Source organism: Micromonospora sp. CNZ286, from assembly GCF_014207755.1.
Map to the genome: position 1 here is coordinate 2,623,747 of NZ_JACHIZ010000001.1, position 22,789 is coordinate 2,646,535.

The window sequence follows — 22,789 nt, forward strand, 5'->3', positions numbered from 1 at the left end:
CAACCGACGGCGGCCCCCGTACCACCACCGTCGAAGAAGAGGTCCGATGGGATGACGGGTAACCGTCCGGTCCTGACCATGACCGGCATCAGCAAGACCTTCCCCGGGGTCCGCGCGCTGCACGACGTCGACTTCCGGCTGTTCCCGGGCGAGGTCCACGCCCTGATGGGCGAGAACGGCGCCGGCAAGTCCACCCTGATCAAGGTGTTGACCGGCGTCTACGGGACCGACGCGGGCGTCGTCACGCTCGACGGCGAGCAGGTCTCGTTCACCGGTCCGATGCAGGCCGCCGCGGCCGGTGTCAGCACCGTCTACCAGGAGGTCAACCTCTGCACCAACCTGTCGGTGGCGGAGAACGTCTTCATCGGCCGGGAGCCCCGCCGGCTCGGCGCGGTGCGCTGGGGCGAGATGCGCCGCCGGGCCCGCGACCTGCTGGCCCGGCTCGATCTCGACCTCGACGTCTCCGCGCCGCTCGGCTCGTACTCGCTCGCGGTGCAGCAGATGGTCGCCATCGCCCGCGCGATCGACGTGCAGGCCCGGGTGCTGATCCTGGACGAGCCGACCTCCAGTCTGGACGCCGGCGAGGTGGCGCAGCTGTTCCGGATCATGCGGCAGCTGCGTGACGAGGGGATCGCCATCCTGTTCGTCACCCACTTCCTCGACCAGGTCTACGGCATCGCCGACCGGATCACGGTGCTGCGCAACGGCACGCTCGTGGGGGAGTACCGCACCGAGGAGCTGCCGCAGTTCAGCCTGGTCGAGAAGATGATCGGCCAGGAGCTGGACGTGCTGGAGCGGCTCGACGAGCAGCAGAAGCGCGCCACAGTCGACGCCGGTGGCGAGGCCCCGCTCGTGGACGCCGCCGAACTGGGCCGGCGTGGCGCTGTCGCCCCGTTCAGCCTCCGCATCCACGCCGGTGAGGTGGTCGGCCTGGCCGGCCTGCTCGGCTCCGGCCGGACCGAGGTGGCGCGGCTGATCTTCGGCGCCGACCGGGCCGACCACGGCCAGGTACGGCTCGACGGCGGCCGGGCGCCCGTGCGCAACCCGATGCAGGCCATCGGCCAAGGCGTCGGGTTCTGCTCGGAGAACCGCCGGGCCGAGGGCATCGTCCCGGAGCTGACGGTACGGGAGAACATGATCCTGGCGATGCAGGCCGCGCGCGGCTGGCTGCGTCCGATCCCGCGCCGCCGTCAGGACGAACTGGTCCGCAGGTACGTGGAGGCGCTGAGCATCCGCCCGGCCAACCCGGAACTGCCGGTTCGCAACCTGTCCGGCGGCAACCAGCAGAAGGTGCTGCTGGCCCGCTGGCTGATCACCGAGCCGCGCCTGCTGATCCTCGACGAGCCGACCCGCGGCATCGACGTCGGCGCCAAGGCCGAGATCCAGAAGCTGGTGGTGCAGCTCTCCGACGGCGGGATGGCGGTGCTGTTCATCTCCGCCGAGCTGGAGGAGGTGCTGCGCCTGAGCCACCGGGTCGCGGTCATGCGCGACCGGGAGATGGTCGCCCAGCTCGACAACGACGACACGCTCGACGCCGACCGCGTCATGCGCACCATCGCCAGTGGAACGCCCCGGGAGGAGGTGACCCCATGACCGCCGTCGCCGACCGCCTCCGCCCGCTGACCGGCCACCGCCTGTTCTGGCCGGCGCTCGTGCTCGTGGTCATGATCGCCGCGAACACCATCTACCGTCCCGGCTTCCTCGCCGTCGAGGTCAAGAACGGCCACCTGTACGGCACGCCGATCGACATCCTCCGGCTGAGCGCGCCGCTGATCCTGGTCGCGCTCGGGATGACGCTCGTCATCGCCACCGGCGGCATCGACCTGTCGGTCGGTTCGCTCTGCGCGATCAGCGGCGCGATCGCCTGCCTGCACATCAGCGGGGCGGCCGACCAGAACAGCCCGGCCACGGTGGCCACCGCGCTGGCCCTGGCCTTCGGCGCCGCGCTCGTGCTCGGCGCCTGGAACGGGATACTCGTGGCGGTCATCGGCATCCAGCCGATCATCGCCACGCTGATCCTCATGGTGGCCGGGCGGGGCATCGCCCAGCTGGTCACCGAGGGCCAGATCATCACGATCAACTCCGGCCCGTACCGGGCGATCGGGCTCGGGCACTTCCTGACGCTGCCGCTGGCCATCCTGATCGCGCTCGCCGCCGCGCTGCTCGTGGCCGCGTTCACCCGCCGCACGGCGCTCGGGCTGATCGTCGAGTCGGTCGGCGGCAACGCCGAGGCCAGCCGGCTCGCCGGCATCCGGTCGCGGCGCATCGTCTTCCTCGTCTACGTGATCAGCGCCGTCTGCGCCGCGCTCGCCGGTTTCATGGTCACCGCGAACGTCTCCAGCGCCGACGGCAACGCCGCCGGCCTGTGGATCGAACTCGACGCGATCCTGGCGGTCGTCATCGGCGGCACCTCACTGGCCGGCGGCCGGTTCTCCCTCGGCGGCACCGTCCTCGGCGCGCTGATCATCCAGACCCTGACCACCACCGTGTACGCCATGAACATCTCGCCGCAGACGTCGCTGCTGTTCAAGGCGGTCGTCGTCATCGCCGTCTGCCTCGTCCAGGCCCCGGCGTTCCGGGCCCGGCTGCGCCGGCGACGGCGCGGGACCGAACCCGGCCCGGCGGCACCGCAGCGGGAGAAGGAGCAGGTGCCGGCATGAGCAGCACGTCGTTGACCACCGGCCGGTCCTGGCGGCCCAGCCTGCCCCGCCGGCACGTCCCGGTGCTGGCCACGCTCGCCCTGCTGCTGGTCATGTACGGCATCGGCGTGTCCCAGTACCGCGCCTTCTCCAACGTCCAGGTCGTCTTCAACGTCTTCATCGACAACGGCTTCCTGCTCGTCGTCGCGGTCGGCATGACGTTCGTGATCCTCACCGGCGGCATCGACCTGTCCGTCGGCTCGGTGGTGGCGATGACCGCGATGGTGTCGGCCGCGCTGCTGCGCGACGGCCTGCCCGCGGCCCTGGTGCTGGTGATCGCGCTGCTGATCGGCCCGACGCTCGGTTTCCTGATGGGCTGCGCGATCCACTTCTTCGAGATCCAGCCGTTCATCGTGACACTCGCCGGGATGTTCTTCGCCCGGGGCATGTGCACGTTCATCAGCGACGCCTCCATCTCCATCACCGACGGTTTCTGGACCTCGATGTCGCAGCAGCGCATCGGCGACCCGGCCGGCAACTTCGTGTCGATCAGCGTGCTGATCGCGTTCGCGGTGGTGCTGATCGCGGCGTACGTGCTGGCGTACACCCGGTTCGGCCGCAACGTGTACGCGGTCGGCGGCAACGCGCAGTCGGCGCTGCTGATGGGCCTGCCGGTGGCGCGGACCCGGATCGCCGTCTACACGATCAGCGGGCTCTGCTCGGCGATCGGCGGCATCCTGCTGTCGTTCTACACGCTGTCCGGCGCGCCGCTGATCGCCGTCGGGATGGAGCTGGACGTGATCGCCGCCGTGGTGATCGGCGGCACCGTGCTCACCGGCGGTTCCGGGTACGTCTTCGGCACCGTGCTCGGCGTGCTGGTGCTGGGCGTGATCCAGACGCTGATCACGTTCGACGGCAGCCTCAACTCCTGGTGGACCAAGATCGTGATCGGTGGCCTGCTGTTCGCGTTCATCCTCCTCCAGCGCCTCATCGGCATCCGGTTCAAGTGACGGTTCCTAGCGCGGAAGGCAACAACATGGCAACTCACCCCCAGCCCGAGGTCTGGTTCCTCACCGGCAGCCAGGGCCTCTACGGCGAGGACACCCTGCGGCAGGTCGCCGAGCAGTCCCGGCAGATCGCCGCGCGCCTGGACGAGTCGCCGGACATCCCCGTACGCGTGGTCTGGAAGCCGGTCCTCACCTCCAGCGCGGACATCCTCGCCGCCTGCCGGGACGCGGCCGCGCAGGGCGCGGTCGGGGTGATCGCCTGGATGCACACGTTCTCCCCGGCCAAGATGTGGATCTCCGGGCTGGACGCGCTGCGCACGCCGCTGCTGCACCTGCACACGCAGGCCAACGTGGCGCTGCCGTGGGACGACATCGACATGGACTTCATGAACCTCAACCAGGCCGCGCACGGCGACCGGGAGTTCGGGTTCATCCAGACCCGGCTCGGGGTGGCGCGTAAGACCGTCGCCGGGCACGTCACCGACCCCCGGGTCGTCAGGCGGGTCGCGGCCTGGGCCCGCGCCGCGATCGGCTGGTCGGCGGTGCGGACGCTGCGGCTGGCCCGCTTCGGCGACAACATGCGCGACGTCGCGGTCACCGAGGGGGACAAGGTCGAGGCGGAGCTGCGCTTCGGCGTCTCGGTGAACACCTACGGCGTCAACGACCTGGTCGCCGCCGTCGACCAGGTGCCCGACGCGCAGGTCGACGACCTGGTCAAGGAGTACGACGACACCTTCCGCGTCGCGTCCGAGCTGCGGCCCGGCGGGGACCGGCACGACTCGCTGCGGTACGCGGCGCGCCAGGAGCTGGGCCTGCGTGCCTTCCTCGACGCCGGCGGTTTCCGGGCGTTCACCACGAACTTCGAGGACCTCGGCGGACTGCGCCAGCTGCCCGGGATCGCGGTGCAGCGCCTGATGGCCGACGGCTACGGCTTCGGCGGCGAGGGGGACTGGAAGACCTCGGTGCTGGTGCACACGCTCAAGGCGATGGCCGTCGGCGTGCCGGGCGGCACCTCGTTCATGGAGGACTACACCTACGACCTGACGTTCGGTCAGGAGCTGATCCTCGGCGCGCACATGCTGGAGGTGTGCCCGAGCATCGCCGCCGACGTGCCGAGCGCGGAGGTGCACCCGCTGAGCATCGGCGGGCGGGAGGACCCGGTACGCCTGGTCTTCGACGCCGCGCCCGGCCCGGCGGTCGTGCTGGGCATGGTGGACATGGGGGAGCGGTTCCGGCTGGTCGCCAACGCGGTGGACGTGGTGCCGCCGCCGCACCCGCTGCGCCGGCTGCCGGTGGCGCGCGCGGTGTGGCGTCCGCAGCCCGACCTGGCCGGCTCGGCGGAGGCGTGGATCACCGCGGGCGGGCCGCACCACACCGTCCTCTCCCAGGCCGTCGGCATGGAGGAGCTGCGCGACCTGGCCGCGATGGCCCGGACCGAGCTGGTGGTCATCGACGCCGAGACGCGCCCCCACCGCTTCGCGGACGAGCTGCGCTGGAACCAGGCGTACTACCGGCTCGCCCGGGGTTTCTGAGCCGCCTCGGGCCGCCTCGGGCCGCCCGTGCGGCGGGGTCCGTGTTACGCCTTGACGAACGGCATGTTATCGCTCACAGTCGATGGATAGGGTCACCGGCACCGCTCGCGGGCCGTTCCGGGCGCGATCTGCGCCGCAGTTGCCAGGGATCCGACTCCCGCCTGGGTGGGCATCGCTGTTAGCGATAACGCCGCCGTCGTCGGCGCGTACTGCCGTGCCCGGGCTCCGGTCGACGAAGGAGGATCGTGGTGACGGCTCGACTGTCCCGTGGACGTGGACGCCTGTCCCGGTTGCTGGCCGGGGTGGTGGCACTGCTTGTCGGCGGCGTGGTGGTGGGCGCCGTGCCCGCGCCGGTATCGGCTGCCACAGTGGACACCAGCGCCTACTACGTGCTGGTGAACCGCAACAGCGGCAAGGCGCTGGACCTGTACAACCAGGCGACGAACGACGGGGCGCGGATCACCCAGTGGACGCGCAACGACGGCGCCTGGCAGCAGTGGCAGTTCGTGGACTCCGGCGGTGGCTACTACCGGCTGCGGTCCCGGCACTCCGGCAAGGTGCTGGACGTGACCGGCGCGTCCACCGCCAACGGCGCGGCGGTGGTGCAGTGGACGGACCACGGCGGCACCAACCAGCAGTTCCGGCTGGCCGACTCCGACAGCGGGTACGTCCGGCTGATCAACCGGAACTCGAACAAGGTGATGGAGGTGCAGAACGCCTCCACCGCCGACGGCGGCAACATCGTCCAGTACGACGACTGGAACGGCGCGAACCAGCAGTGGCAGCTCGTCCGCGTCGGCGACAACCCCGGCAACCCGGGCAACCCGGGCGGCAGCTTCACCAACCCGGCAGTCTGGCAGGACTTCGCCGACGTCGACATCATCCGGGTGGGCGACGTCTACTACATGTCCGCCTCTACCATGCACTACTCGCCCGGCGCGCCGGTGCTGCGTTCCTGGGACCTGGTGAACTGGGAGTTCGCCGGGCACTCGGTGCCACGGCTGGAGTTCGGCACCAAGTACGACCTGAGCGCCAGCGAGCAGGCGTACGTGGACGGCATCTGGGCGTCGACGCTGAACTACCGGCCGAGCAACCGCACGTTCTACTGGGCCGGGTGCATCGACTTCGCGCAGACCCACATCTACACCGCCACCGCCGTGGACGGCGCGTGGAACCGCCTGACCACCATCCCCAACTGCTACTACGACGCCGGCATGCTGATCGACGACAACGACACCATGTACGTCGCGTACGGCAACGGCACGATCAGCGTGGCCCAGCTCTCCGCCGACGGGCGCAGCCAGGTCCGGGCCCAGCAGGTCTACCAGACGCCGTCGAGCATCGGCACGCTGGAGGGCGCGCGCTTCTACAAGCGCAACGGCGCGTACTACATCTGGCTGACCCGACCGGCCAACGGCCAGTACGTGCTGAAGTCCACGAACGGCCCGTTCGGCCCGTACGAGCAGCGGCAGGTGCTGCTCAACCTGCCCGGCCCGATCTCCGGTGGCGGCGTGCCGCACCAGGGCGGGCTGGTGCAGACGCAGACGGGCGCCTGGTACTACATGGCGTTCACCGACGCGTACCCGGGCGGCCGGATGCCGACGCTGGCGCCGATCACCTGGACCTCCGACGGCTGGCCGCAGGTGCAGACCGTCAACGGCGCCTGGGGCGCGAGCTACCCCAACCCGCTGCCGACCCGCCCGGTCAAGCCGCTCACCGGCACCGACACGTTCCCCGGCACCACGCTCGGCGTGCAGTACGAGTGGAACCACAACCCGGACAACAGCAGATGGTCGGTGAACAACGGCCTGCGGTTGCAGACCGCCACCGTCACGAACGACCTGTACCGGGCCCGCAACACGCTCACCCACCGCATCCAGGGTCCGACCTCGACCGGCACGATCGAGCTGGACTACTCGACCATGCGCGACGGTGACCGGGCCGGCCTGGCGATGCTGCGGGACAGCTCGGCCTGGATCGGCGTACGGCGGGACAACGGCGCCACCCGCGTGGTGATGACGAACGGCCTGACCATGGGCTCGAACTGGAACACCACGAGCACCGGGACGGAGATCGCCAGTGCGGCGGTGTCCGGTGGGCGGATCTGGCTGCGGGCGAACGCCGACATCCGGCCCGGCTCGGGCCGGCAGGCGCGGTTCTCCTACAGCACCGACGGGGTGAACTTCGTGTCGCTCGGTAACGCGCTGACGCTCAACAACGCGTGGCAGTTCTTCATGGGCTACCGGTTCGGCTTCTTCAACTACGCCACCCAATCCCTCGGCGGCGCGGTGACGGTGCGGCAGTTCTCCCTGACGACACCGTGACACCTGACGACACCGTGACAACGGTCACCATTCGCGGCCGTTGACACATCTTCGACAACCCGGGGTGCGGCTCCGGCAATCGCCGGAAATGCCGCACCCCGGGCGCAATTCCACCCGCTCCGAGCTGCCTGTTCGTGCCACTGCGTAACGGAAGGGAATGAGCCGCCTGTCGATTCCCCGATATCGCCGCGCCACGGCGGGAACGGGCGATCAACGGTGCCGATACCGATGGGACCGCTGGCGTAGACTGTCGCCACCCGGGACGGTCCGGTCGAGATCGACCGGGTGTGGCCGCGGGCAGTGGCGAAAGTGAGGTGGCCGTGCGCGGTCCTGCGATGACGGACGTGGCCCGCCTCGCCGGGGTGTCGCACCAGACGGTCTCCCGGGTTCTCAACGGGCATCCCAACGTGCGTGAGCAGACCCGGTTACGGGTGCAGGCCGCCATCACCGAACTCGGCTACCGGCCCAACCGCGCGGCCCGCGCGCTGGTGACCGGTCGGTCCCAGGTGATCGGCGTGGTCGCGCAGAACACCACGCTCTACGGCCCGGCGTCGCTGCTCGCGGCGCTGGAGCAGACCGCCGCCGAGGCCGGCTTCGCGGTGAGCGTCGGCAGTGTCCGCGACCTCGACCACCGCTCCATCTCGGCCGCCGTGGAACGGCACCTGGCACACCGGGTCGCCGGCATCGTGGTGATCGCGCCGGTCGAGTCCGCCGGGGAGGCGCTGGAACGGCTGCCCCAGGACGTACCGCTGGTGACTGTCGACGGCGACCCGCGGCGACCGATCCCGCTGGTCACAGTCGACCAGGTCGCCGGCGCCCGGGCCGCCACCGAGCACCTCCTCGCCGCCGGGCATCGCACGGTGTGGCACGTGTCCGGGCCGTCGGACTGGTTCGACAGCGCCGGCCGCATCGAGGGGTGGCGCGAGGCGCTGCGGCAGGCGGGAGCCGAGATCCCGCCGCTGGTCCCGGCCGACTGGTCGGCGGCGGCGGGCTACCGGTGTGGGCAGATGCTGGCCCGGATGCCGGAGGTCACCGCCGTCTTCACCGCCAACGACCATCTGGCGCTGGGCGTGCTGCGGGCGCTGCACGAGCACGGCCGCCGGGTTCCCGACGACATCAGCGTGGTCGGGTTCGACGACGTGCCCGAGGCGGCGTACTTCATCCCGCCGCTGACCACCGTCCGGCCGGACTTCGGCGCTGTCGCCGCGGCGAGTCTGGACCTGCTCCTGGCCCAGATCGAGTCGCAGACCGTCGGGCCGCTGCGGCAGACGATCGCGCCGACGCTGGTGCCGCGCCGCAGCGTCGGCCCGCCGCCCGCCCGCTGAGGCGGTAGCGGCCCGCCTGCCCGTGGCCGACCCCCGCCGTGCGAGGTCCGGTCGTCAGTGGTCCGTTCGGCGAGCGCGCGCCCGGCGTGCGACCAGCAGCACGATTCCGGTGATCACGAGCAGACCGGCGACCGCCCCACCCGCCAGCAGCGCGACCGGCGGGCCGTCGTCGCCGGACCGCGCGCCCGAGGCATCCGGCTCGTCCGCGCCGTCCACGCCGGCCGACGCGGCAACCGCCGTCGGCGTGGGAGCCGCCGATGCGGGAGCCGACGGTGCGGGCGCCGCCGGGTCGGCCACTGTGAAGCGGTACGAACCCTGGACGGGGTGGCCGTCGCGGGAGACCACCCGGTACGCGACGGTGTAGGTGCCGTTGCCCAGCGGCTCGTCGATCGTCACCGTGCCGGTGGCGCCGTCCACCGCCGGTGCGGAGGTGGGCACCGTGCGCTGGGCCGCGTCGCTGACCGTGATGGTGGTGAAAGAGGGGTTCAGCCCCTGCAGGAACCGCAGCGTGACCTGCGTGGGCGCGGCGGTGAGCCGGGCGTCGCGCGCCGGGGTGGCCTCCTGGAGCGAGTTGTGGGCCGCCGCGGGCGTGGCGGGGACCAGCAGCAGCGCGGTGAGGGCCGCGGCGAGCAGCGCGGTGACGGAACGGGTACGCATGACGCGCCTTCCTGTGGTGGTCAGCCGAGCAGTTGCGAGCCGATCCAGCCGCCCTCGGGGCAGCCGGGCGGTACGGCGAACACGGCGGAGCCGATCGGGGTGGTCCACTCGTTGAGCAGGTCGCGCTCGGCGAGCCGGCGCTGGACGGGCAGGAACTGCCGGGCGATGTCGGCCTGGTACGAGGCGAAGACGAGCCCGCTGTCGGCGGTCCCCTCCGGGGTCGGCACGCCGTCGTAGTTGTACGGCCGGCGCAGGATCTTCTGCCGGTCGTCGGTGACGCGGGCGCGGGTCAGGTGCGAGAAGTCGGGGATCACGGTGAGCCCGTCCGGGCCGAGCGCGGCGAAGTCCGGCTCGTCGTGTTCGGCCCGGCCGGTCAGCGGCGCGCCGGTGTCGATGCGCCGCCCCACGGCGAGTTCCCGGTCGGCGCGGCCCAGCAGGTCCCAGGTCTCCAGGTTCATGCTGATCCGCCGCACCACGAGCGTGGTCGAGTCCCGCAGCCAGTCCGGTCCGTCGGTCACCCACACCGCGGTGTCCGCGGGCGTGCCGGGCTTCGGGTTGGCGGTGCCGTCGAGCTGCCCGAACAGATTGCGCTGGGTACGCCCCGGCTCGGCGCCGGCCGCCCGGCGGAAGCCCTGCTGCACCCAGCGGACGACGGCGAAGGGACGGCTGTCCTTGACCAGGACCCGCTGGGCGTGGGCGACGGTGAGCGGGTCGTCGGCGCAGATCTGGAGCAGCACGTCCCCGCCGGACCAGCGGGGTTGCAGCCGGTCGATGCCGAACGCGGGCAGCTCGGCCACCGAGGCGGGCCGCCGGTCGTCGAGCCCGGCGGCGGCGTAGAGCCCGGGTCCGAAGCCGAACGTGACGGTCAGCCGGGCCGGCAGGACGCTCAGTTCCGGCTCGGTGTCGGCCAGCGCGGGGCGGCCCTGGGTGAGCCGGGCCGCGTCGTCGGAGAGCAGCCGCAGCATCCGCCCGAGCGCCGCCCGGTCGGTGCCGGGGCGCAGCGTGAACGCGACGAACGCCGCGTGCGCCTGCGGTTCGGTGGTGACCCCGGACTGCCGGACGCCGTGGAACGGCTCGACCGCGCTGCCGACCTGGGCCACCGGGACGGCGTCGCTGGGGCGTACCCCGGGAGGGCCGGAACGGACGGCGGTGAGGGCGCCGGCGCCGGCCAGCGCGCCCCCGGCGGCCATCGCGCCTCCGGTGAGCAGGCCGCGCCGGCTCACCCGCCTGCCGGTCATGACGCCGGGCTCGGGCCGTGGCCGGGCGCGTAGCTCTCCTGGGCGCCGGTGAACGGCTTCGCCACGGCGGTGAACGTCTGGGTCCGGCCGTCGGCGAAGGTGAGCGTGATGTCGAGCTGGTCGCCGGGGCGCACCGGGCGGGTCAGGTCCATCAGCATCAGGTGGTCGCCGCCGGGTTCCAGGGCGGCCTGGGAGCGGGCGGCGACCACGACGCCGCCCTGCTTCTGCCGCATCGCCATCTTCCCGTCGGTCATGGCCATCTCGTGGATCTCGGCCCGGGACACGTCGGTGGTCACGCCGGTGATCGTGACGTCGGTGTCGCCGTCGTTGGCGAGCGTGGCGAACGCGGCGGTCATGCCCTTGTCGGCGGCCTTCACCCACGGGTCGCGGACGGTGAGCACGCCCGCCGCCGCGCTCGCCGACGCCGACGCCGACGTGGCGGCGGACGGCGTGCCGGAGGATCCGCAGGCGGTGACCGACGCGGCGAGCACGGCGGCGCCGATCAGGGCCGCCGGGCGCAGGAACCGGCGGCTGGTGGTGCTGGGCATGACGTCGTCCCCTCGAAGATCCGGTGTTCGTACCGTTTGTCGGCGCGGTACGCCGGATAGTTCCGGCCGGGGCGGTCGGGCATGTCACACCCCGGGCGGCGGGCCGTCACGGACCCGGGATCGGCGGTGCGCCCGGAAGGCATAATGGTTCCGGGTGTCACGTGGCGCGCCGGGCGCGGCCGCGGCCGGACGAGGGTGCCGGGCGGGCGCCCGGACGAGGGAGGCGACGGTGACCCAGGCGACGACCGGGGCGACCCGCAACACCCGTCAGCGCGCCGAGGTGCTGGCGCTGCTGCGGGAGTTGGACGGCTTCCACAGCGCGCAGCAGCTGCACCAGATGCTCGTCCAGCGGCAGGCGAAGGTCGGCCTCACCACGGTGTACCGGACGCTCCAGATGCTCGTCGACAACGGCGAGATCGACTCGGCGCGGCTGCCCGGCGGCGAGCACCTCTACCGGCGGTGCAGCCAGAGCCGCCATCACCACCACCTGGTCTGCCGCCGCTGCGGCCGGGCCGTGGAGGTGGCCGGCCCGGCCGTGGAGCGGTGGGCCGACCAGGTCGCCGCGCAGCACGGCTTCACCGACGTCGGGCACACCCTGGAGATCTTCGGCACCTGCGACCGCTGCGCCGCCTGAGCCGCCGCGGGCGGTGACCCGCCCGCGGCGCGTCGCCGTCAGCAGTTGCGCAGTGCCGGTGACTGGTTCAGCAACTGGCCGCGGCTGGAGGTGAACCGGCGGTACGCCTCGGAGCCGGCCGCGCCGGGGCGGAACGCCGCCACCCGGTGGCAGTTCTGGAACGCCAGCGTCACCCCGAAGTGCCGTTCCAGGCCGGCGCGGATCGCGTCGCTGGCCATCGCGCGCAGCAGTTGCCCGCGCTCGGCGTCGCCCGGCGGCGGCACCACGTTGTCGGCGAACTCGGCGTCGGACGCGGCCAGGTCGGCGGCCACCCGGCTGACCGTCTCCCAGGCGTACGGCAGGGAGTCGCGGACGCAGGCGACGAACGCCTCCTCGTCCACGGGACCGGTCTCGGCGGCGTGCAGCAGGGCGGGCGGAACGGTGAGCGACATGGGTCCTCCGTCATCGCTAACGAACACGGTTTCCATTACCGATTGAGCACATCATGCGACGGCAGGCCCGTCAAGGACCGGCGCACGCGAAACGGCGGGCGGACCCGAAGGCCCGCCCGCCGCCCGGCGGTGCAACGTGTCAGCGCAGGCGCGCCTCGATCTCCTCGATGACGCGGGGACGCAGCTCGGCGGCGCGGATCACCGCGTCGACCGAACCGACCTCGACCGCCCGCTGGATGCTGTGCACCCGGTCGAACTCGGCGGCCACCTCGCCGAGCTTCTCCGCCCGCACCGACGAGCGCAGCTCGTCCAGCTCGGCGGTGAGCGCCGCCCGCTCGGTGCCGGCCGCGGCGGTGACCTTCGCCTCCAGGTCGCGTACCCGGGGATCGGCGGCCGTACGGGCGGCGACCTCGCCGGCGAACACCACGGCGGCGGCGGGCGCGCCACCGAGCACCGAGGCGAACGACCCCTCGATCGCCAGCACCGTCATGTCCGGGTTGAGTGCCTTGGAGAACACCACGAACGCGCCGCCGTGGTAGCGCGAGATCACGCAGAACACGATCGGGCCGCGGAAGTTGACGATCGCCCGGCCGATCTCCGCGCCGTACTCCAGTTGCAGCTTGCGCATCGACTCGGGCGAACCGTCGAAGCCGGAGAGGTTGGCGAGCACGACCAGCGGCCGGTTGCCGCTGGCCGCGTTGATCGCCCGCGCGGCCTTCTTCGACGAGCGCGGGAACAGCGTGCCCGCGGTGTACGTGTCCGGGCCGTCGGTGGGCGGGAAGCCGTGCCGGGGCACCGAGCGGGACTCGATGCCGAGCAGGCACACCGGGATGCCGCCGAGGTGCACGTCCTGCACCACAGCCGTCTCCGCGTCGGCCATGCCGGCCCACCGTTCCAGCACCGGGTGGTCCTGGTCGGCGAGCGCCCGCATCACGGTACGGATGTCGAACGGCTTCTTCCGGTCCGGGTTCGCGGTGGCGGAGAAGATCTCGCCCACCGTGGCGAAGTCGCTGCCGGCCACCGCGTGCGGGTAGCCGCAGATGTCCCGGTCCACCGGGTCCATCGTGACGGCCCGGCGCGGCGCGTCCTCGCCCGGCGCGACGTACGTGTGGTCGTAGTGCGCCATCAGCACGTCCCGCGCGGCCGGCAGGCTCGGCGCCCAGTACTGCGCCTGCCCGTTCGGGCCCATCACCCGGTCGTAGCCGCCGATGCCGAAGTTGTCCTCGGCCGAGACACCGCCGGAGAAGTCGAGCGACTGCTTGCCGGTGAGCACCATCGCCGAGTCCGGCGTCATGACCAGCACGCCCTTGGTGTGCATGAGCATCGTCGCCTCGGCGTTCCAGTACGGCTGGGCGCCGACGTTGATGCCCGCCACCACGATGTTGATCTCACCGCCGTCCTGGGTGAACTCGACGATGCGCTTGAGCGCCGCGGCCACCCAGTCCATGTTCTCGGTGCCGGAGGTCATCGAGATGCGGGCGCCGGCGCTCAACGCGTACCACTCCAGCGGCACGCCCATCCGCTGCGCGAGGTCCAGCGCGGCGATCACCCGCCGGCACTCCGGCTCGGACAGCGCGCCGAGGGACTTGGTCGGGTCGCCGAGCAGCACCACCCGGGTCACGCCCTGCGGGTGCCGCGGTGTCGGCGTGGTCACCACACCGGCCACGATCGCCGCGGTGTTGCGGCCCTTCGGCCGGTCCACCGGCACCAGCGCGTGACCGGCGTCCAGGTCGTGCTCGACGAAGTCGCCCAGCAGGCCGGTCAGCTCGTACGGGTACACCGTGTTGCGGCCGGCCGCCCGCAGCACCTTCAACCGGTAGTCGTCAAGCGGCTCGACCGGCTCGGCCGGCGGCTCGCCCACCGTCAGCTGCGCGTGCCCTGTGACGTCGAACGTGATCCGCACGCCGACCTTCGTCAGCTCGCCGGTACGGCGGTCGCGCTGCCGGGCGATGAACAGGATCTCCTCCAGCTCGGCGCCCACGGTGGTCGGGCGTACCCGGCCGGCGATCAGCTCCATCTCCTCGCGGGTCAGCTCGCTCGGCGGCCACACGTAGACGACGATCCGGTTGGTCGGGAACCGCGACTTCGACGGCCGCCGCGACTGCGCCCGGCGGATCGAGTCGATGCAGGCCGCCACCGTGTCCTCGGTGGTCGGCAGCGCCACCAGGCGGCCGTCCTGATCCCGCAGCTCGGTCAGGTCACGTACCTGCGCGAACGCGACCAGCCGCTGGTCGGACGGGTTCTGCCGGGCGACCGCCTGGAACAGGTAGACCTCCTCGTCCAGCGAGGGCAGCCGGGTCAGGTCGAACTCGCGCAGCCGTTCCAGTTGCATCCGCTGCGCGATGTACGGGTGCAGGCCGCGGATCAGCCGCTCCTCGGCCATCCCGCCGCCCTCGGCCGGACGGAACGTGACGTGGTGGTGCATCACCGCGCCGCCGCGCCCGGCGACGGTGGTGGTGAGGCGGCGTACCTGCTGCGGCAGCGGGTGTGCGTTCACCACGTCCAGCAGCGCGGCGGCGGCGGCGTCCAGGTCCTCGGGCTGGTTCTCCCAGGCCAGGTAGACGTCCGCGTCGACGGCCTCGCAGTCCCGGGCCACCTCGGCCAGGCCGCGCAGCGCGTCGCCGAGCGCGTCGAAGCGGACGGCGGCCGAGACGACACTCGACCCGTCCCGCCCGGCCACCACGAACGTGCAGCCACCGGCGGTGCGGGTGCGGACCTCGGTGAGCGCCTTGTTGCCGTAGTACCGGCGGGTCAGCACCTCCAGCATGGCCGCGTTGTCCAGGTCGTTGCGGACCAGGCGCTGACCGAGCAGCCGGACCAGCGGTTCGGTGCTGCGGACCATCTCGGCGATCCGCTCGGCGCGGTCCGGCGCGTCCGGCTGCGCGTCGAGGTGCCGCAGGTGGGTGCGGACCTGGGCGTAGACCCGGGCCCGGTTGCGGCGCAGCAGCGGCTGGGCGAACCAGGCGAACACCACGCCCCGGGCCAGGTCGGCGACCACCGGGAAGCGGACCTGGGTGGCCGCGACGAGGCGTTCCAGCGTGAGACCGGCCGGCTCGCGCAGCGCCTCGTCCGGCGGCGGCTCGCGCAGCCAGGAGCGCAGCAGCGCGGCGATCACCGCGGCGTCCGCGGCGGCCCGCTGCTGGGCCAGGAAGATCCGGAAGACCGCGGCCTCCAGCTCGGGCGAGCGGTCCAGTTCGGTGACGCCGTAGTGGGCGAGCGCCTTGGCCAGGCGGGCCCGGAACGACTCCGGGGAACCGGCCCGCTCGACGTCGAGGCTCTGCAGGTAGGTGTGGAAGTACTCGCGGGCGCTGTGCACGTGCCCGCCCGGCCCGTCGTCGCCGCCGGGCCGGTTACGGCTCAGCTCGGCCAGGTCGGCGAAGACGTTCACCAGTTCCAGTTCCTCGGCCAGCGGCCGGTGCCCGGCCTCCGTGGCCGCCCGCCGCGCGTCCAGGTAGTCGTCGAGCACCCGGCGCTCGTCGTGCGGGTCCACGTCGTAGCCGAGCAGCAGCGAGCAGAGGTCCTCCTGGCCGCGTTCGGCGCGGGACCGCGCGGGCACCTCGGCGGGCGCGGTGGGCAGGTCCAGCTCGACAGCCGGTCCGGCCGGCCCGGCGGCCGCCTCGGCGTCGTCCTCCGCGACCGGCTCCAGGCGCAGCAGCGGCGCCCCGGCCTCCACCTGGGTGCCCACCGCGACCGACGACTCCTTGAGGCGGGCCCGGAACGGCGCCCGCAGCACCGTCTCCATCTTCATCGCCTCCAGCACCAGCACCGGCGCGCCGGCCTCGACCTCCGCGCCGACCTGAAGCGGCGTGGCGACCACCAGCGCCGGCATGGGGGAGCGCAGCACGCCGCCCTCGTCGCGGCTGACCCGGTGCGTCACGCCGTCCACCTCGACCAGGTGCACCGGGCCGTGGGTGTCGGTGAGCAGGCGGAACCGGGCGCCGTTGACGGCGATCTGACCGGTGTGCCGGTCGAAGCGGTCCAGCTCGACGTCGGCGGTGCGCACGTCGCCACCGGCCTCGACACCGACCCGGAACCGGTGCGCGCCGACCCGGGCCACCCGCATCCGGTAGGTCACGCCGCGCAGCTTCAGGTCCAGCGGCCGGCCGCTGCGGTGCTGCACCTGCGGGCGTCCACCGGCCGCGGTGGACAGCAGCCGCTGCCGTTCGGCGGTCTCGTCCTCCTCGTACGCCTCGATCGCGGCTGCCGCCAGCGCGACGGCGGAGTGCCGGTGCGCGACCAGGCGGCCCTCGCCGCGCACCCGGTCGATCCAGCCGGTGTCCGCGCTGGCGTCGATCACCTCGGGCTGGTCGAGCAGGTCGAGCACGAAGCTCTTGTTCGTCGCGCCGCCGGCGATGACCACAATGGTGTTCGCCATCGCCCGGCGCAGGCGTCCCAGCGCCTCGTCCCGGTCCCGGCCGTACGCGATGATCTTCGCGATCATGGAGTCGAAGTCGGCCGGGATGGTGTCGCCCTCGCTGACCCCGGTGTCGACCCGGATACCCGGCCCGGCGGGCAGGTCGAGCCGGGTGATCCGGCCGGGGGAGGGCGCGAAGTCGCGGTCCGGGTCCTCGGCGTTGAGCCGGGCCTCGATCGCGTGGCCGCGCTCGACCGGCGGCTCGCCGGTGAGCCGGCCGCCGCCGGCCACGTGCAGCTGCGCCTTGACCAGGTCGAACCCGGTGGTGGATTCGGTGATCGGGTGCTCGACCTGCAGGCGCGTGTTGACCTCCAGGAACGCGAACAGCCGGTCGCCCGGGTGGTAGAGGAACTCGACTGTGGCCGCGCCCCGGTAGCCGACGGCGACCGCCAGCCGCTCCGCCGACGCCTTCAGCTCCGCGGTCTGCTCGGGGCTCAGCACCGGCGACGCGGACTCCTCGATCACCTTCTGGTTGCGCCGCTGCACCGAGCAGTCCCGTACGCCGAGCGCCCACGCGGTGCCCTGGCCGTCGGCGATCACCTGGACCTCGACGTGCCGGGCGCCGGTGACCAGGCGCTCCAGGAACACCACGCCGCTGCCGAACGCGCGAGCCGCCTCCTGGCTGGTGCGCTCGTAGGCGTCGGCCAGCTCGGCGTCGCTGCGGATCACCCGGATGCCGCGCCCGCCGCCACCGGCGGTCGCCTTGAGCATCAGCGGGTAGCCGATCGAGGCCGCCGCGCGCAGCGCGTCGTCCAGGCTCTCCACCGCGCCGCGGCTCCACGGCGCGACCGGCACGCCGACCTCCTCGGCGATCAGCTTTGCGCCGATCTTGTCGCCGAGCTTGCGCATGGCGTCCGGGCTCGGTCCGACGAACGTCACGCCGATCTTCTCGCACAGTTCGGCGAACGCCGGGTCCTCGGCCACGAAACCCCAGCCCACCCACGCGGCGTCCGCGCCGGTCTCGACCAGCGCGCGCTCCAGGGCCTTGAGGTCGAGGTACGGGCGGGCCGACGCGGGGCCCAGGTCGTAGGCGACGTCCGCCTCGCGGACGAAGGTGGCGGTACGGTCGACGTCGGTGTACAGCGCGACGGTCTCGATCCGGCTGCCGGTCTCCGCGGCCAGTTCCCGGACCGCGTGGATGAGCCGCATCGCGGCCTCACCACGGTTGACGATGGCGACACGGGTGAACACGTGACCGTCCCCTTCGGTTGACCCACGGTGGCGCGCCGGGCGCGGCGATGCCCCCGGCTCGCCTCACCTTTCCGCCTATGCGCGGGCGGCGCCATGTCGTAACGGCCGAAGCCTGAGCGGGGACCGTTGTAGGAACCGAACAAAAGTTTTTAGCCAGCCACTCACTACCTGCCGGTACGCGATACGGCGCCGGACCCGCTCGGGTCCGGCGCCGTACATCGCCTGCGCTGCGTGTTCAGCCCGGGATCTCCCGGGGGTCGCGGCTGCGGGGGTACGTGTTCTTCTCGCCGATCGTGCCGTCCTGCTTCTTGATCACGTGCTCGGCGCCGCGCTCGGCCGCCATCTCCCGGCCGGCCGCCTCGGCCTCCGCCTTGGTGTCGTGGCGGCTGGTCGCGCGCTCGTTGCCCTCCGGGCGGTTCTTCCACTGCCCGTCCTGCTGGTAGGTGTCGATGTCGCCCTTCGCCATGCCGTCAGCTCCCTCGTTCGCGTGTCCGATGACAAATGTCTGCCCATGCGAGGGGAGTGCTAATCCTGGCGGCGCGATCGGACGGTCCGGGCCGGGCGGGGGAGGGGCCCCAACCCGGGCCGGACCGGTGGGTCACGCGGCGGTGTGCAGGCCCTGCCAGGCGCCGTAGCCGCCGAGCAGGTCGGACACGTCGGCGTGACCGGCGTTGCGCAGCAGGCTGGCGGCCACCGAGGAGCGGTAGCCGCCGGCGCAGTGCACGACGACGGGGCGGTCGGTGGGCACCTCGCCGAGGCGGTGGGTCAGCTCGGCCAGCGGGATGTGCCGGGAGCCGTCCACCGCGCCCTGCTCCCGCTCGCCGGCGTTGCGGACGTCCAGCACCACCGGCGCGTCCGGACCGTCGAGGGCCGCGCGCAGCTCGGTGGCGGTGACCCGGCTGGCCCGGGTCATCTCGGGGACCATCTCCAGGAAGGCGCCCTCGGGTTCGCGCAGGTAGCCGATCACCCGGTCGAAGCCGATCCGGGCGAGGCGGACGACGATCTCCTCCTCCCGGTCCTGCGGGGCCACCACGAGCACCGGCCGGTCGGGCGCCACGACACTGCCGGCGGTCTCGGCGAACCGGCCGTCGGCCGGGACGTTGAGCGCGCCGCGCAGGTGCCCGGTCGCGTACTCCTGCGGGTCGCGGGCGTCGACCACGACGGCGCCGTCGGCCCGGGCGGCCAGGAACTCGGCCGGGGTGAGTGGGCGGGCCGGCCGGGCGTGGTCGAACAGCTCTCGCGCCTTGCGGTTGAGCACCGCGTCGAAGGCGAAGTAACCCGGCGCGGCCGGCTGCCCGCCGGTGACCAGGGCGAGGAAGCGCTCCTCGCTCATCGGCGCGCAGGCGTAGTTGGTGCGGCGCTGCTCGCCGATGGTGGACTGCCGCTCGGTGGACAGGTTCTTGCCGCAGGCCGAGCCGGCGCCGTGGGCGGGGAAGACGCGCACCTCGTCGGGCAGGCCCATCAGCTTGTGCTGCACGCTGTCGTAGAGCATGCGGCCGAGTTCCTCGGCGGTCACGCCGAACGAGGCGAGCAGGTCGGGCCGGCCCACGTCGCCGATGAACAGCGCGTCGCCGGTCAGCACGCCGTACGGGACCGGGTCGTCGGCGCGCTCGTAGACCAGGATGCTGATCGACTCGGGCGTGTGGCCCGGGGTCTCCATGATCTCCAGCGTCACGTCGCCGAGGCTGATCCGTTCGCCGTCGGCGAGCTTGCGGCTCGGGTACTCGGTCTCGGCCCGGCTCCCGTAGCCGATCCACGCGCCGGTCGCGGCGGCCACCTCCAGGTGCCCGGCGAGGAAGTCGGCGTGGAAGTGGGTGTTGACGACCCCCTCGATCGTCAGGCCGTGCGCCTTGGCGTCGGTGAGGTACTCGTCGATGTCCCGGCGCGGGTCGACGAGCACGGCCCGGCCGGTGCGGTCGTCGGCGATCAGGTACGAGGCCTGGGACAGGCAGTCGAGGTAGTACTGGGTGAACAACATCGGCCGTGCTCCTTCTCCTGGTGATGGACGGGCGTCTGCTCAGGCCACGTGGCCCGGCCTGCCGCCCTTGGCTCGTACCGCCAGCCCGGCGTTCGTCCACGCCCGCATGCTGCCGGTCAGGTCGTGCACCTCGTGGCCTGCCGCGGCGAGCAGCTTGGCTGCCCGTCGCGACCGCGCGCCGGAGCGGCAGACGGTCACCACGGGCCGGTCCGCCGGCACCTCGGACAGCCGGCCCGCGAGCTGGCCGAGCGGGATGTGCCGGGCGCCGGGGGCGTGTCCGGCCCGCCACTCGGCCGGCTCGCGGACGTCGAGCAGCAGCGCGCCCGCGCCGGACAGCGCCGCCGCCTCCGCCGGGGTGACCCGGGCGACGCGAGGGCCGAGCAGGCGGCGGAGGAAGCCGGTGCGCGGAGCGGCTGCCGTCTCCGGCCGGCCGGTCACGGCCGGCTGCCAGCGGTGACCGGGCGGCCCGAGCGCACCCAGGCGGAGGTGCCGCCGGCCACCGACAGGGCGGTGATGCCGGCGCGTTCCAGCAGCTCGGCGCCGACCCGGCTCCGCCCGCCGGCCTCGCAGATCACGTAGACGGGGCCGGTGCGCGGCACCTGCGCCATCTGGGTGGCCAGGTGGCCCAGCGGCACACAACGGGCACCCGGGACGTGTCCGCCGAGGTACTCGGCGGTCTCCCGGACGTCGATGACAGTCGCCCCGTCGGCGTGGGCGGTGGCGAACGTGGTCACGTCGACCTCGTGCATGGGCGTTCTCCTTCCGGATCCAGATACCCCCGGGGGTATCTGCTCTCGACGGTAGCGCAGCGTCCGGCCGCCCGCCACCCCCCCCCGCTCGTCCGGTGTGCTCGTTTGCCGGAACGGCAAGGTTCCTTGCTGTCCGATCGGCGGCGGCGCACGATGGCGTGACCGGACGGGAGACGGCCGGCGGCGAGGAGGCGGACATGACGGGGCACCACCACGAGCAGCCGGCGGCGGACACCGACCCGGCCCGGTTCTGGGACGAGCGGTACGGCCAGCGGGACCGGATCTGGAGCGGCCGGGTGAACCCGGTCCTCGCCGAGGTCGCCGGCGCGCTGCCGCCCGGCACCGTGCTCGACCTGGGCTCCGGTGAGGGCGGCGACGCGGTGTGGCTCGCGTCGAAGGGATGGCGGGTCACCGCCGTGGACATCTCGTCCGTCGCGCTGGACCGGCTCACCGTCGAGGCCGAGCGGGCCGGGGTGGCGGACCGGATCACCACCGTCCGGCACGACCTGACCCAGGGCTTCCCGCCCGGCCGGTACGACCTGGTGTCCGCGCAGTTCTTCCAGTCGCCGCTGGTCCTGCCCCGGGAGAAGGTGCTGCCCCCGGCGGCCGAGGCGGTCGCGCCCGGCGGCCGGCTGCTCGTCGTCGAGCACGGCGCGCCGCCGCCCTGGGCCGGGCCCGACACCGGCCACCACCGGTTCGCCAGCCCGGAGGAGATCCTGGCCGCGATGAACCTCGACCCGGACGGCTGGGACACCGAGCGGCTGGGCGCGGCGCGCCGTACCGCCACCGGCCCGGACGGCCGGACCGGCGAGCTGATCGACCACGTGGTGCTGGTGCGGCGCCGCTGACCGCCGGGCCGGTCAGGCCCGCGCGTGCGGCCGGGTCAGCAGCAGCACCAGCAGCCCGGCCGCGCACAGCGCGGTGCTCATTCCGTACGCCCACCGGTAGCCGACCTGCGCGGAGAGCCCGAGCAACGGACCGGCGAGCATGGCGCCGATCGGGAACGTGTTGGTGAACAGCGTGGTGGCCCGGCCCGGCTCGCCCGGCAGCAGATCCTGCACGTAGGCGATGCCGACGCCGGACACCGCGGCGATGAACAGCGCGTTCACCGGCTGCGCGAGCAACAGGACCGCCACGCCCGGCGCCGTCGCGGCGGTCGCGTAGTAGGCGACCCCGCAGGCGCCGCCGACCAGGATCAGCGGCCGCAGCCGGACCCGCGCGGTCAGCGCGCCCAGCCCGAGCATCAGCGGGATCTCCAGCGCCGCGCACAGGCCCAGCACCAGCCCGGCGCGGGAGGGGTCGTCGTTCAGTTCGGCGTCGATGAACAGCGGCAGCGCCTGCACGGCGAGCGTCAGCGGGCACTGGAGCAGGACGAACGCGAGCGCCGTCAGCGCCAGCCGCAGCCGGGACGCGCCGGGCGGGGCGGGCACCGCGCCGTCCGGATCACCGGGGACCGGCCGCGCCGGCAGCGGCAGCTCCTCCAGCCGGAACGCGGCCACCAGCGCGGCCAGCGCGTACATGACGGCGGCCATGCCGTAGACCAGGCGGAAGCCGCCGACGTCGAGCAGCACCGCGGCCAGCGCCGGCCCGGCCACCCAGGCCAGCGAGAACACGGTACGCATGAGGCTGACGCCGAACGCGGCCCGCCCCGGATCGTCCCTGTCGAACAGCGCCCGGGTGTACGCGAACGACTGCGGGAACAGCGAGTTCGCCAGCGCGGTGGCCGTCGCGGTCAGCCCCAGCAGGATCCAGTAGTCCCGGACGTACGCGGTCGTCCCCGCGCCCACCACACCGGCCAATGCGGCGCCGACCAGCAGCGCGCGCCGGATCGGCAGGCGGTCCGACAGCCGGCCGATCAGCGCGGAGGCGACCACCCCGGACAGCGGGGCGACGACCAGGAACACGGTCACCCGTAACGGACTGGCGTGGACCTCGCGGTCGAGGAACAGCGACAGGAACGGCAGCACCACGGCGGTGGACAGACCGACGGTCAGGAAGACCACGCCCAGCGGGAGCAGCCGGAATCGGCCGGCGCGCACCGCCGGCCTCGTGTCCACAGCCATGCGGCGGACTGTACGCCGCGGCGGTGCGGCAGCCGACCGGGTTTCCGCAGCCCGGACGG

18 protein-coding genes are annotated in these 22,789 nt (G+C 73.0%); 8 read left to right on the forward strand and 10 right to left on the reverse strand.

Annotated elements, in window-relative coordinates; genetic code table 11:
- The first annotated feature begins 51 nt into the window (after nt 1-51).
- From FHX31_RS11755 to FHX31_RS11780, 6 genes are all read left to right on the forward strand, one after another.
- Complete coding sequence (locus FHX31_RS11755; protein ID WP_013286826.1) at nt 52-1,593, forward strand: sugar ABC transporter ATP-binding protein; 1,542 nt, start codon at nt 52-54, stop codon at nt 1,591-1,593.
- Nucleotides 1,590-2,660 carry an ABC transporter permease gene (locus FHX31_RS11760; protein WP_184976131.1) on the forward strand — a complete coding sequence of 357 codons (1,071 nt, stop codon included), beginning with the start codon at nt 1,590-1,592 and terminating at the stop codon, nt 2,658-2,660. Before FHX31_RS11755 ends, FHX31_RS11760 begins: the two co-directional genes overlap by 4 nt.
- On the forward strand, nt 2,657-3,649 hold the full coding sequence (yjfF, locus tag FHX31_RS11765; protein ID WP_013286824.1) for a galactofuranose ABC transporter, permease protein YjfF: 993 nt from the start codon (nt 2,657-2,659) through the stop codon (nt 3,647-3,649). The genes FHX31_RS11760 and yjfF overlap by 4 nt, the downstream gene beginning before the upstream one ends.
- Before the next feature lie 26 nt (nt 3,650-3,675).
- On the forward strand, nt 3,676-5,178 hold the full coding sequence (gene araA, locus FHX31_RS11770) for an L-arabinose isomerase (protein WP_184976135.1): 1,503 nt from the start codon (nt 3,676-3,678) through the stop codon (nt 5,176-5,178).
- Nucleotides 5,179-5,426: 248 nt separating this feature from the next.
- Nucleotides 5,427-7,502 (forward strand): RICIN domain-containing protein, encoded by a 2,076-nt coding sequence (locus tag FHX31_RS11775; RefSeq protein WP_091327169.1) that lies wholly within the window; start codon nt 5,427-5,429, stop codon nt 7,500-7,502.
- Nucleotides 7,503-7,837: 335 nt separating this feature from the next.
- The gene (locus tag FHX31_RS11780) at nt 7,838-8,827 is read left to right on the forward strand and encodes a LacI family DNA-binding transcriptional regulator (RefSeq protein WP_030268480.1); all 990 of its coding nucleotides are present in this window, start codon (nt 7,838-7,840) and stop codon (nt 8,825-8,827) included.
- Between the two features lie 54 nt (nt 8,828-8,881).
- On the opposite strand, the gene FHX31_RS11785 is transcribed toward FHX31_RS11780, so the two are convergent.
- The 3 genes from FHX31_RS11785 to FHX31_RS11795 are packed head-to-tail and all read right to left on the reverse strand — an operon-like array spanning nt 8,882 to nt 11,270.
- Complete coding sequence (locus FHX31_RS11785) at nt 8,882-9,484, reverse strand: copper resistance CopC family protein (RefSeq protein ID WP_013476443.1); 603 nt, start codon at nt 9,482-9,484, stop codon at nt 8,882-8,884.
- 20 nt (nt 9,485-9,504) lie between these two features.
- Nucleotides 9,505-10,722 (reverse strand): Dyp-type peroxidase, encoded by a 1,218-nt coding sequence (locus tag FHX31_RS11790; RefSeq protein ID WP_184976138.1) that lies wholly within the window; start codon nt 10,720-10,722, stop codon nt 9,505-9,507.
- On the reverse strand, nt 10,719-11,270 hold the full coding sequence (locus FHX31_RS11795) for a copper chaperone PCu(A)C (protein ID WP_091327177.1): 552 nt from the start codon (nt 11,268-11,270) through the stop codon (nt 10,719-10,721). Before FHX31_RS11795 ends, FHX31_RS11790 begins: the two co-directional genes overlap by 4 nt.
- Nucleotides 11,271-11,499: 229 nt before the next feature.
- Here FHX31_RS11795 and FHX31_RS11800 point away from each other — a divergent pair, with 229 nt between their 5' ends.
- Nucleotides 11,500-11,904 (forward strand): Fur family transcriptional regulator, encoded by a 405-nt coding sequence (locus tag FHX31_RS11800; protein ID WP_013286817.1) that lies wholly within the window; start codon nt 11,500-11,502, stop codon nt 11,902-11,904.
- Between the two features lie 38 nt (nt 11,905-11,942).
- Here FHX31_RS11800 and FHX31_RS11805 read toward each other — a convergent pair whose 3' ends face one another.
- The 6 genes from FHX31_RS11805 to FHX31_RS11830 all read right to left on the reverse strand — a co-directional run bounded on the left by FHX31_RS11805 (nt 11,943) and on the right by FHX31_RS11830 (nt 20,667).
- Nucleotides 11,943-12,335 carry an SCO5389 family protein gene (locus FHX31_RS11805; RefSeq protein ID WP_013286816.1) on the reverse strand — a complete coding sequence of 131 codons (393 nt, stop codon included), beginning with the start codon at nt 12,333-12,335 and terminating at the stop codon, nt 11,943-11,945.
- A gap of 139 nt (nt 12,336-12,474) precedes the next feature.
- Nucleotides 12,475-17,940: an ATP-binding protein gene (locus tag FHX31_RS11810; RefSeq protein ID WP_013476446.1), complete on the reverse strand. Its 5,466-nt coding sequence runs from the start codon at nt 17,938-17,940 to the stop codon at nt 12,475-12,477.
- A gap of 235 nt (nt 17,941-18,175) precedes the next feature.
- Nucleotides 18,176-18,406 (reverse strand): DUF2188 domain-containing protein, encoded by a 231-nt coding sequence (locus tag FHX31_RS11815; RefSeq protein ID WP_013286814.1) that lies wholly within the window; start codon nt 18,404-18,406, stop codon nt 18,176-18,178.
- Nucleotides 18,407-18,538: 132 nt separating this feature from the next.
- The gene (locus tag FHX31_RS11820; RefSeq protein ID WP_184976141.1) at nt 18,539-19,918 is read right to left on the reverse strand and encodes an MBL fold metallo-hydrolase; all 1,380 of its coding nucleotides are present in this window, start codon (nt 19,916-19,918) and stop codon (nt 18,539-18,541) included.
- 39 nt (nt 19,919-19,957) lie between these two features.
- Nucleotides 19,958-20,302 carry a rhodanese-like domain-containing protein gene (locus FHX31_RS11825; RefSeq protein ID WP_184977770.1) on the reverse strand — a complete coding sequence of 115 codons (345 nt, stop codon included), beginning with the start codon at nt 20,300-20,302 and terminating at the stop codon, nt 19,958-19,960.
- Between the two features lie 50 nt (nt 20,303-20,352).
- On the reverse strand, nt 20,353-20,667 hold the full coding sequence (locus FHX31_RS11830; RefSeq protein ID WP_013286811.1) for a rhodanese-like domain-containing protein: 315 nt from the start codon (nt 20,665-20,667) through the stop codon (nt 20,353-20,355).
- 197 nt (nt 20,668-20,864) lie between these two features.
- Here FHX31_RS11830 and FHX31_RS11835 point away from each other — a divergent pair, with 197 nt between their 5' ends.
- Nucleotides 20,865-21,515, forward strand: a complete 651-nt coding sequence (locus tag FHX31_RS11835; protein WP_013476448.1) for a class I SAM-dependent methyltransferase — start codon at nt 20,865-20,867, stop codon at nt 21,513-21,515.
- 12 nt (nt 21,516-21,527) lie between these two features.
- On the opposite strand, the gene FHX31_RS11840 is transcribed toward FHX31_RS11835, so the two are convergent.
- Nucleotides 21,528-22,730 carry a sugar efflux transporter gene (locus FHX31_RS11840; protein WP_221488058.1) on the reverse strand — a complete coding sequence of 401 codons (1,203 nt, stop codon included), beginning with the start codon at nt 22,728-22,730 and terminating at the stop codon, nt 21,528-21,530.
- Nucleotides 22,731-22,789: the final 59 nt, after the last annotated feature.

Bases quoted from the DNA above. Each gene is read 5' to 3' on its own strand.
- FHX31_RS11830 (WP_013286811.1), bottom strand. From the start codon at position 20,667: ATGCACGAGGTCGACGTGACCACGTTCGCCACCGCCCACGCCGACGGG.
- araA (WP_184976135.1), top strand. From the start codon at position 3,676: ATGGCAACTCACCCCCAGCCCGAGGTCTGGTTCCTCACCGGCAGCCAG.
- FHX31_RS11815 (WP_013286814.1), bottom strand. From the start codon at position 18,406: ATGGCGAAGGGCGACATCGACACCTACCAGCAGGACGGGCAGTGGAAG.
- FHX31_RS11840 (WP_221488058.1), bottom strand. From the start codon at position 22,730: ATGGCTGTGGACACGAGGCCGGCGGTGCGCGCCGGCCGATTCCGGCTG.
- FHX31_RS11760 (WP_184976131.1), top strand. From the start codon at position 1,590: ATGACCGCCGTCGCCGACCGCCTCCGCCCGCTGACCGGCCACCGCCTG.
- FHX31_RS11835 (WP_013476448.1), top strand. From the start codon at position 20,865: ATGACGGGGCACCACCACGAGCAGCCGGCGGCGGACACCGACCCGGCC.
- FHX31_RS11755 (WP_013286826.1), top strand. From the start codon at position 52: ATGACGGGTAACCGTCCGGTCCTGACCATGACCGGCATCAGCAAGACC.
- FHX31_RS11820 (WP_184976141.1), bottom strand. From the start codon at position 19,918: ATGTTGTTCACCCAGTACTACCTCGACTGCCTGTCCCAGGCCTCGTAC.
- yjfF (WP_013286824.1), top strand. From the start codon at position 2,657: ATGAGCAGCACGTCGTTGACCACCGGCCGGTCCTGGCGGCCCAGCCTG.
- FHX31_RS11780 (WP_030268480.1), top strand. From the start codon at position 7,838: ATGACGGACGTGGCCCGCCTCGCCGGGGTGTCGCACCAGACGGTCTCC.
- FHX31_RS11785 (WP_013476443.1), bottom strand. From the start codon at position 9,484: ATGCGTACCCGTTCCGTCACCGCGCTGCTCGCCGCGGCCCTCACCGCG.
- FHX31_RS11805 (WP_013286816.1), bottom strand. From the start codon at position 12,335: ATGTCGCTCACCGTTCCGCCCGCCCTGCTGCACGCCGCCGAGACCGGT.
- FHX31_RS11795 (WP_091327177.1), bottom strand. From the start codon at position 11,270: ATGCCCAGCACCACCAGCCGCCGGTTCCTGCGCCCGGCGGCCCTGATC.
- FHX31_RS11790 (WP_184976138.1), bottom strand. From the start codon at position 10,722: ATGACCGGCAGGCGGGTGAGCCGGCGCGGCCTGCTCACCGGAGGCGCG.